Here is an 8857-nt window from a genome sequence, read left to right as displayed (position 1 = left end):
GTGATCCAGGTGATGGGCATGTACTTGCGCACGCCACCCATCCAGCGGATGTCCTGGTTGTGGTGCAGGCCCATGATGACCGAACCCGCGGCCAGGAACAGCAGCGCCTTGAAGAAGGCGTGGGTCATGAGGTGGAACACGGCGACCGAATAGGCCGAGGCGCCCAGCGCAACGGTCATGTAACCCAACTGGGACAGCGTGGAGTAGGCGACCACGCGCTTGATGTCGTTCTGGATGATGCCCAGGAAGCCCATGAACAGCGCGGTGATCGCGCCGATGATGAGGATGAAGTTGAGCGCCGTGTCCGACAGCTCGAACAGCGGCGACATGCGAGCGACCATGAAGATGCCCGCGGTCACCATGGTGGCGGCGTGGATCAGCGCCGAGATGGGCGTGGGGCCTTCCATGGAGTCGGGCAACCAGACGTGCAGCGGGAACTGCGCGCTCTTGCCCATGGCACCGATGAACAGGCAGATGCAGATCACGGTGATCAGCATCCAGTCGGTGCCGGGGAAGCCCAGCGCACCGAGTTCGGGTGCCTTGGCAAACACTTCCGTGTAGTTCATGGTGCCGGCATAGGCCACGATGAGGCCAATGCCGAGGATGAAGCCGAAGTCGCCCACGCGGTTGACGAGGAAGGCCTTCATGTTGGCGAAGATCGCCGTGGGCTTGTTGAACCAGAACCCGATCAGCAGGTAGGACACCAGGCCGACCGCTTCCCAGCCAAAGAACAGCTGGAGCAGGTTGTTGCTCATGACGAGCATGAGCATGGAGAAGGTGAACAGCGAGATGTAGGCAAAGAAGCGGTTGTAGCCGTCGTCCTCTTCCATGTAGCCGATGGTGTAGAGGTGCACCATGAGCGAGACGAAGGTGACGACCACCATCATCATGGCGGTGAGGCCATCGACCAGGAAGCCGATCTCCATCTTGAGGCCACCGACCACCATCCAGGTGTAGATGGTCTCGTTGAAGCGCGCGCCGTCCACGGCCACGCTCTTGAGCGTCATGGCCGAGAGGATGAAGGCCACCAGCACACCCAGGATGGTGAAGGTGTGCGAGGCGCGGCGGCCGATCACGTTGCCGCCGAAGGTGGTGCCCAGGATGCCGGCGATCGCCGAACCCACCAAGGGGGCCAACGGGACGGCGAGCAAGGTGCTTGCAGAGAGGGTGGTGCTCATGGGGTTCTTGCCTGAGTTCTCGTGTGGGGTGGCCCTGGCCTCAACCCTTGAGGGTGTTGAGCTCTTCGACGCTGATCGACGACTTGTTGCGGAACAGCAGCACGAGAATGGCCAGACCGATCGCCGATTCGGCGGCGGCCACGGTCAGGATGAAAAACACGAAGACCTGGCCGTGCATGTCGCCCAGGAAATGCGAGAAGGCCACGAAGTTCATGTTCACGGCCAGCAGCATCAGTTCGATGGCCATGAGCAGGACGATGAGGTTCTTGCGGTTCAGGAAGATGCCCACGACCGAGATCGCAAACAGGATCGCGCCGACGGCGAGGAAATGGCCCAGCGAGACGGTCATGGTTTCTGGCCCTCCTGGGCGGCGGCCGCGTCGGCGGCGGGGGCGGCTTTCTGCGTGGCGTTCATGGGCAGCACCACCAGGCGGTCGCTGGCTCGCACGTGCACCTGCAGGTTGGGGTTGATGGCTTTGCTGTCCTTGCGCTGGCGCAGGGTCAGCGCGATGGCGGCGATCATGGCCACCAGCAGGATCACGGCGGCCACTTCGATGGGGTAAAGGTATTCGGTGTACAGCAGCACGCCCAGCTCACGCGTGTTGGAGTAGCCCGGATCGGCAGCCACCGCACCCGGGTTGCCCGTGACGGTGGGGAAGCCGGCCCACAGCACGGCGATGAGCTCGGCCGCCACGAAGGCACCCAGCAAGGCCGCCACCGGGAAGTGTTTCCAGAAGCCCTGGCGCACGGTGTCCATGTTGATGTCCAGCATCATCACGACGAAGAGGAACAGCACCATCACCGCGCCCAGATACACCAGCACCAGCGTGATGCCCAGGAATTCGGCGCGCAGCAGCAGCCACAGCGCCGCCGCCTGCGAGAACGCGAGCATGAGGTGCAGCACGGCATGCACCGGGTTGCGCGCGGTGATCACGCGGTAGCCTGCGTACAGCAGCACCGCAGCGAACAGGTAGAAAAAGCCGGTCTGGTAATCCATGGCGTCGTGGTTCTTGTGTCGTCTGGTCCGGCCGAATCGGTCAGGCGCCGATCAGCGGTAGGGGGCGTCAGAGGCCCGGGCGGCGGCGATCTCGGACTCGTAGCGGTCGCCCACGGCCAGCAGCATTTCCTTGGTGAAGTACAGGTCGCCGCGTTTCTCGCCGTGGTATTCGAGGACGTGGGTCTCGACGATGGAGTCCACCGGGCAGCTCTCTTCGCAGAAACCGCAGAAGATGCACTTGGTCAGGTCGATGTCGTAACGCGTGGTACGGCGCGAACCGTCAGCGCGCACGTCGGACTCGATGGTGATCGCCATTGCCGGGCAGACCGCTTCGCACAGCTTGCAGGCGATGCAGCGCTCTTCGCCATTTTCATAACGGCGCAGGGCGTGCAGGCCACGGAAACGCGGCGACAGCGGCGTCTTCTCTTCGGGGAATTGCACCGTGACCTTGCGCTTGAAGGCGTAGCGGCCCGTCAGGGCCATGCCCTTGAACAGCTCCACCAGCAGGAAGCTGTTGAAGAAGTCGCGGAAAGAGAACGGCGCGGCGTACGCGGGCGACGCGGTGGAATTGGCGGTGGTGGTGGACATGGTCGTTCGCCCTGGTTATTTCCAGAGGTTCCACGGGGTCTGCATCAGCGCACCCACGAGGAGCAGCCAGATCAGCGTGACAGGAATGAAGATCTTCCAGCCCAGACGCATGATCTGGTCGTAACGGAAGCGGGGGAAGGTGGCGCGGATCCAGATGAACATGGACACCACGACACAGGTCTTGAGGCCAAGCCAGATCCAGCCAGGAATGAAGTCGAGCGCAGCGATCGGCGACAGCCAGCCGCCCAGGAACATCAGCACGGCCAGCACCGACACCAGCCACATGCTGGCGTATTCAGCCAGGAAGAAGATGGCGAAGCCCATGCCCGAGTACTCGACCATGTGGCCGGCCACGATCTCGGCCTCGCCCTCGACCACGTCGAAGGGGTGGCGGTTGGTCTCGGCCACGCCGGAGATGAGGTACACGAAGAAGATCGGCAGCAGGGGCAGCCAGTTCCAGGACAGGAAGCCCAGGCCCATGTTGGCGCCCATGCCGCGCGCTTGCGAGGCCACGATCTCACCCAGGTGCAGGCTGCCGGCGGTCATGACCACCACCAGGAAGCAGAAGCCGATGGCGATTTCGTAGCTCACCATCTGCGCCGAGGCACGCAGCGCGCCGAGGAAGGCGTACTTGGAGTTGGAAGCCCAGCCCGCGATGATGACGCCGTAGACCTCGATCGAGGTGATGGCGAGGATCACGAGCAGGCCGGCGTTCACGTTGGCGATGATCGCCTCCGGACCGAAAGGGATCGCGACCCATGCCGCCAGCGCCGGCATGATGGCCATGACCGGGCCGAGGCGGAACAGGCCGTTGCTGGCCGCGCTGGGGCGGATCAGCTCCTTGGTCAGCAGCTTGAGCGCGTCGGCGATCGGTTGAAGCAGACCGAAGGGGCCCACGCGGTTGGGGCCGTGGCGCACCTGGATCCAGCCGAGCAGCTTGCGCTCCCACAGCGTGAGGTACGCCACCAGGCCCATCAGCGGCGCGAGCACGGCCACGATCTTGATCAGGTTCCAGATGACGGGCCACGCCCCGGTGGTCCACCAGTCGGCGGCGATCAGGCCCAGGCCGCCGTTGTACATCGCATCGATCACGCTGCGGCTCCTTCCACGGCTTGAGCGGTCCGCGCATCGGCGGTGAGTTGCAGGGCGGTCGAGCGGCGCACCAGGCCGTCGAGCTGGTAGATGGACGCGACGCAAGGCTCCACTTCGGCCGGCGACGCGTCGATCGTCGCGCTGCTGGCGTTGGAGAGGCGGGCGGCATCGACCACGCTGCCGTTGCTCACGCCCGGCAGGGCTGCGGCGAGCACCGCTTGCGATGAATCGGCGTCGAAGCCTGGCAGGTCCAGCAGGTTGCCCAGCACGCGCAACACCTTCCAGGCCGGGCGCGTGTCGCCCAGCGGGCGCACGACGGCGTGGAAGCCTTGCAGACGGCCTTCGGCATTCACGAAGGAGCCCGAGGTTTCGGTGAACGGCGCGACGGGCAGCAGCACATCGCTCACGTCGAGGTTGGTCTTGAAGGGGCTGAGGGTCACGACCATGCCAGCCGACGCCAGGCCCTGGGCACCGACGGCGGTGTCCTGGGCGGGCTCGGTGTTGAGCAGGATGGCGGCCTTGAGTTGGCCCACCAGCATCTGGCCGGCGTTCAGACCGCCCTGCCCCGGCAACGCGTTCACCAGCTGGGCGCCAACCGTGTTGGCCGCTTCGCTGAGGTAACCCACCGTGGCACCGGTCTGCTGGGCGATCCAGTTCGCGAGCGCAAGCAGGCTCGAAGCCTTGGCGTGGTGCGCGGCCGCATTGCCCAGCAGGATGGCTTTCTGTTCCCCACCCAGGAGGGACTTGGCCACCGCGCGGTGCGCCTCCGTGGCCTCACCGTTCACGGGCGCAGCGGCGCCCGTTTCAGCGCCGATGGCGGCCGCAATGCCTGCCAGCGCAGACACCCACAGGCGGCTGTCGGCCAGCACCGTGTTCTTGACCGGCATGGCCCAATCCTGTGCCACGGCATTGAGCACGTTGACCTGCGCACCCTTGCGCTGGGCCTGGCGGATGCGCTGCGCAAACAGCGGATGGTCCTTGCGCAGGTTGGAGCCGATCACGAGCACGCGCTGCAGCGTGGACAGCGATGCGATCGGCAGGCCGAGCCAGCGGGCAGCGCCGGCGGGCGCGGTGTTCGAGAAATCGGCGTGGCGCAGGCGAGCGTCGATGTTCTGGCTGCCCAGGCCGCGCACCAGTGAACCGGCCAGCGCCAGTTCTTCGAGCGTGCTGTGCGGGCTGGCCAGCAAGCCGATGGCGGCAGCGCCGTGTTCGGCTTTCACCTGCTTGAGGCCATTGGCCACGTATTCGAGCGCGGTCTGCCAGTCGACCGTCTTCCATTCACCGCCCTGCTTGAGCATGGGCGAGGTCAGGCGTTCTTCGCTGTTGACGGCTTCGTACGAAAAACGGTCGCGATCGGCGATCCAGCATTCGTTGACCGCTTCGTTCTCCAGCGGCACCACGCGCATGACCCTGTGGTTCTTCACCTGGACGATCAGGTTGGCGCCGGTGGAGTCGTGCGGGCTCACGCTCTTGCGGCGCGAGAGTTCCCAGGTGCGGGCGCTGTAGCGGAACGGCTTGCTGGTGAGCGCACCCACCGGGCAGATGTCGATCATGTTGCCCGAGAGTTCGGAGTCCACCGTGTCGCCGAGGAAGGTCTCGATCTCGGCGTGTTCGCCGCGGTGCGACATGCCCAGCTCCATCACGCCGGCGACTTCCTGGCCGAAGCGCACGCAGCGGGTGCAGTGGATGCAGCGGCTCATCTCCTCCATGGAGATCAGCGGACCCACGTCCTTGTGAAACACGACGCGCTTCTCTTCTTCGTAGCGCGAACCGGAACCGCCATAGCCCACCGCCAGATCCTGCAGCTGGCATTCGCCGCCCTGGTCGCAGATGGGGCAGTCCAGCGGGTGGTTGATGAGCAGGAACTCCATCACCGACTGCTGGGCCTTGATCGCCTTGTCGCTCTTGGTGCGCACGATCATGCCCTGGGTGACCGGCGTGGCGCAGGCGGGCATGGGCTTGGGTGCCTTCTCCACGTCGACCAGGCACATGCGGCAATTGGCCGCAATGGACAGCTTCTTGTGATAGCAGAAGTGGGGGATGTAGGTGCCCGCCTTCTCGGCCGCATGCATGACCATGCTGCCCGGGGGCACTTCCACCTTCTTGCCGTCGAGTTCGATTTCAACCATGGGAATGTCTTCTCTTAAGCGGCCTTGGCGGGCGTCTGAGCAGCCGTGATCTTGGCCTCGAACTCATGCCGGAAGTGTTTGATCATGGCGCGCACCGGCATCGCCGCCGCATCGCCCAGGGCGCAGATGGTGCGGCCCATGATGTTCTCGGCCACGTTGTCGAGCAGCGCCATGTCGGCGGGCTTGCCCAACCCGCGGTCGATGCGGTCAACCATGCGCCAGAGCCAGCCCGTGCCTTCGCGGCACGGCGTGCACTGGCCACAGGACTCGTGCATGTAGAAATAGGACAGGCGCTTGAGCGACTCGACCATGCAGCGCGAATCGTCCATCACGATGACGGCACCCGAGCCCAGCATGGAGCCGGCCTTGGCGATGGAGTCGTAGTCCATCGTGCATTCCATCATGATGTGCGCGGGCAGCACCGGGGCCGATGAGCCGCCGGGAATCACGGCCTTGAGCGTGCGGCCCTTGCGCACGCCCCCGGCAAGCTCCAGCAGCTTGCTGAACGGCGTGCCCAGCGGCACTTCGTAGTTGCCTGGCATCTCCACGTCGCCCGAGACCGAATAGATCTTGGTGCCACCGTTGTTCGGCTTGCCGCAGGCGAGGTAGGCCGCGCCGCCGTTGCGGATGATCCAGGGCACCGCGGCGAAAGTCTCGGTGTTGTTGATGGTGGTCGGCTTGCCGTACAGGCCGAAGCTCGCCGGGAATGGCGGCTTGAAGCGAGGCTGGCCCTTCTTGCCCTCAAGCGATTCGAGCAGCGCGGTTTCTTCACCGCAGATGTAGGCGCCGAAACCGTGGGCGGCATGCAGCTGGAAGTTGAAACCACTGCCCATGATGCCGTCGCCCAGGAACCCGGCGGCCCGCGCCTCTTCCAGCGCGGCTTCAAAGCGTTCGTAGGCCTCGAAGATCTCGCCGTGGATGTAGTTGTAGCCCACGCTGATGCCCATGGCATACGCCGCAATGGCCATGCCCTCGATGACGATGTGCGGGTTGTACAGCAGGATGTCGCGGTCCTTGCAGGTGCCGGGCTCCCCTTCGTCCGAGTTGCACACCAGGTACTTCTGGCCTGGGAACTGGCGCGGCATGAAGCTCCACTTCAGGCCGGTGGGGAAGCCCGCACCGCCGCGGCCGCGCAACGCCGATTCCTTCAGGGTGGCGATCACCTGATCCTGCGTCATGCCCACGACGGGCGGGTCACCGGCTGGCGGCGAGCCGTCCTGGCCCAGCACCTTGCGCAGGGCCTGGTAACCACCACGGGCCACGTAGTCCTTGAGCGACCAGTTGCGGCCATCGAGGCCGGCGTAGATCTGCGGTTCGATGTGGCGGCCATGGAAGCAAGTCTGCACGCCGGTGGCGCGGAACTGCCCGAGAACTTGGTCGGCGTTCATGCTTGTCCTTCCGATGCGCGCAGGCCGTCGACCAGCTGGTCCAGCTTCTCGTTGCTCATGAAGCTGCACATGTGGCGGTCGTTGACCAGCATCACGGGCGAGTCGGCGCAAGCCCCCAGGCATTCGCTCTGCTGCAGCGTGAACAGGCCGTCGGCCGTGGTCTCGCCCATGGAGATGCCCAGCTTCTGCTCCAGGTGATGCAAGGCCTTGTTGCCATCGCGCAGCTGGCAAGGCAGGTTGGTGCAGACGTTGAGCTTGAACTTGCCCACTGGCTGCTGGTTGTACATGTTGTAGAAGGTCGTGACCTCATGCACCGCGATCGGCTCCATGCGCAGGTAGGTCGCCAGGGCCGCCTCGGCAGCAGGGCTCACGTGGCCCTCCTCCTGCTGGATGATGGACAGACAGGCCATCACGGCGGACTGCCGCTGCTCGTCGGGGTACTTGGCGACTTCGCGGTCGAAACGCCGGATCGTGGCGTCAGAAAAGGACACGGGCGTGGCGGTGCTCATCGATCGATCTCTCCGAAAACGATGTCCATGGTGCCGATGATGGCCACCGCGTCGGCCAGCATGTGGCCGCGCGCCATCTCGTCCATGGTGGCGAGGTGCGCGAAACCGGGCGCGCGGATCTTCAAGCGGTAGGGCTTGTTGGCACCATCGCTCACCAGGTAAATGCCGAACTCGCCCTTGGGGTGTTCGACCGCCGCGTAGGCCTCGCCTTCGGGCACGTGGAAACCTTCGGTGAAGAGCTTGAAGTGGTGGATCAGCTCTTCCATGTTGGCCTTCATGGCCTCACGGGCAGGCGCGGCCACCTTGTGGTTGTCGGTGATCACAGGGCCTGGGTTGGCGCGCAGCCATTTCACGCACTGCTCGATGATGCGGTTGGACTGCTTCATCTCTTCCATGCGGACGAGGTACCGGTCGTAGCAGTCGCCGGTCTTGCCCACGGGGATGTCAAAGTCCATCTGGCCGTAGACGTCGTAGGGCTGCTTCTTGCGCAGGTCCCAGGCGATGCCGGAACCACGCAGCATGGGGCCGGTCATGCCCAGGTTGAGCGCGCGCTCGGGCGTGACCACGCCGATGCCGACCGTGCGCTGCTTCCAGATGCGGTTGTCGGTCAGCAGCGTGTGGTACTCGGCCAGGTAGGTCGGGAAGCGCCGGGTGAAGTCGTCGATGAAGTCGAGCAGCGAACCCTGGCGGTTGGTGTTGAGCTGCTCCATCGCGCGCGCATTGCGGATCTTGCTGTGCTTGTACTGCGGCATGCTGTCCGGCAGGTCGCGGTACACACCGCCCGGACGGAAGTAGGCCGCGTGCATGCGCGCGCCCGAGACGGCCTCGTACATGTCGAACAGGTCTTCGCGTTCGCGGAACGCGTAGATGAGGATGGTGGAGCTGCCGCAGTCGTTGCCGTGCGAGCCCAGCCACATCAGGTGGTTCAGCAGGCGCGTGATCTCGCTGAACATCACGCGGATGTACTGTGCGCGGAT

At 64.9% G+C, this 8857-nt stretch carries 9 protein-coding genes; all 9 read right to left on the bottom strand.

Annotated features, from left to right (window positions below):
• Positions 1-1178, bottom strand: a 1178-nt coding sequence (nuoL, locus tag KIT86_RS23060) for an NADH-quinone oxidoreductase subunit L (RefSeq protein WP_297402752.1), incomplete at its 3' end; no start/stop codon positions are given.
• A gap of 40 nt (positions 1179-1218) precedes the next feature.
• Positions 1219-1527, bottom strand: coding sequence for an NADH-quinone oxidoreductase subunit NuoK (gene nuoK, locus KIT86_RS23055; RefSeq protein WP_291120478.1), 309 nt, complete (start codon positions 1525-1527; stop codon positions 1219-1221).
• The gene (locus KIT86_RS23050) at positions 1524-2174 is read right to left on the bottom strand and encodes an NADH-quinone oxidoreductase subunit J (RefSeq protein WP_297402749.1); all 651 of its coding nucleotides are present in this window, start codon (positions 2172-2174) and stop codon (positions 1524-1526) included. The genes nuoK and KIT86_RS23050 overlap by 4 nt, the downstream gene beginning before the upstream one ends.
• 51 nt (positions 2175-2225) lie before the next feature.
• On the bottom strand, positions 2226-2762 hold the full coding sequence (nuoI, locus tag KIT86_RS23045) for an NADH-quinone oxidoreductase subunit NuoI (protein WP_297402747.1): 537 nt from the start codon (positions 2760-2762) through the stop codon (positions 2226-2228).
• Positions 2763-2777: 15 nt separating this feature from the next.
• Positions 2778-3854 (bottom strand): NADH-quinone oxidoreductase subunit NuoH, encoded by a 1077-nt coding sequence (gene nuoH, locus KIT86_RS23040; RefSeq protein ID WP_297402746.1) that lies wholly within the window; start codon positions 3852-3854, stop codon positions 2778-2780.
• Positions 3851-5983, bottom strand: coding sequence for an NADH-quinone oxidoreductase subunit NuoG (nuoG, locus tag KIT86_RS23035; RefSeq protein WP_297402744.1), 2133 nt, complete (start codon positions 5981-5983; stop codon positions 3851-3853). The genes nuoH and nuoG overlap by 4 nt, the downstream gene beginning before the upstream one ends.
• Positions 5984-5997: 14 nt before the next feature.
• On the bottom strand, positions 5998-7371 hold the full coding sequence (nuoF, locus tag KIT86_RS23030; protein ID WP_297402742.1) for an NADH-quinone oxidoreductase subunit NuoF: 1374 nt from the start codon (positions 7369-7371) through the stop codon (positions 5998-6000).
• Complete coding sequence (nuoE, locus tag KIT86_RS23025; RefSeq protein ID WP_297402740.1) at positions 7368-7880, bottom strand: NADH-quinone oxidoreductase subunit NuoE; 513 nt, start codon at positions 7878-7880, stop codon at positions 7368-7370. Before nuoE ends, nuoF begins: the two co-directional genes overlap by 4 nt.
• Positions 7877-8857: NADH-quinone oxidoreductase subunit D (locus KIT86_RS23020; protein WP_297402739.1), on the bottom strand; the 981-nt coding region annotated here is incomplete at its 5' end. The genes nuoE and KIT86_RS23020, both read right to left, overlap by 4 nt.

The sequence above is a fragment of the Hydrogenophaga sp. genome (assembly GCF_026125825.1).
GTDB lineage: Bacteria > Pseudomonadota > Gammaproteobacteria > Burkholderiales > Burkholderiaceae_C > Hydrogenophaga.
Note: the sequence above shows the minus strand (reverse complement) of the source record. Positions and strands in the feature narration are given on the sequence as shown.